The sequence below is a fragment of the Pseudomonas sp. zjy_15 genome, from assembly GCF_043101865.1.
Lineage (GTDB): Bacteria > Pseudomonadota > Gammaproteobacteria > Pseudomonadales > Pseudomonadaceae > Aquipseudomonas > Aquipseudomonas putida_Y.
Genome location: NZ_JBICII010000110.1, coordinates 1 through 295, shown reverse-complemented (window position 1 = coordinate 295; position 295 = coordinate 1). Strand labels below are relative to the sequence as shown.

General features: G+C 48.8%; 1 rRNA gene. It reads right to left on the bottom strand.

Annotated features, from left to right (window positions below):
- Window positions 1-256, bottom strand: a 23S ribosomal RNA gene (locus tag ACF8EF_RS21550); the annotation flags it as partial.
- Between the last annotated feature and the right edge of the window lie 39 nt (window positions 257-295).

Sequence of the window (295 nt, the reverse complement as noted above, 5' to 3'; positions counted from 1 at the left end):
TTCGCTCGCCACTACTAAGGGAATCTCGGTTGATTTCTTTTCCTCAGGGTACTTAGATGTTTCAGTTCCCCTGGTTCGCCTCTTGCACCTATGTATTCAGTACAAGATACTCAGCTTATGCTGAGTGGGTTCCCCCATTCAGAGATCTCTGGATCACAGTCTGTTTGCCGACTCCCCAAAGCTTATCGCAGGCTACCACGTCTTTCATCGCCTCTGACTGCCAAGGCATCCACCGTATGCGCTTCTTCACTTGACCATATAACCCCAAGCAATCTGGTTATACTGTGAAGACGAC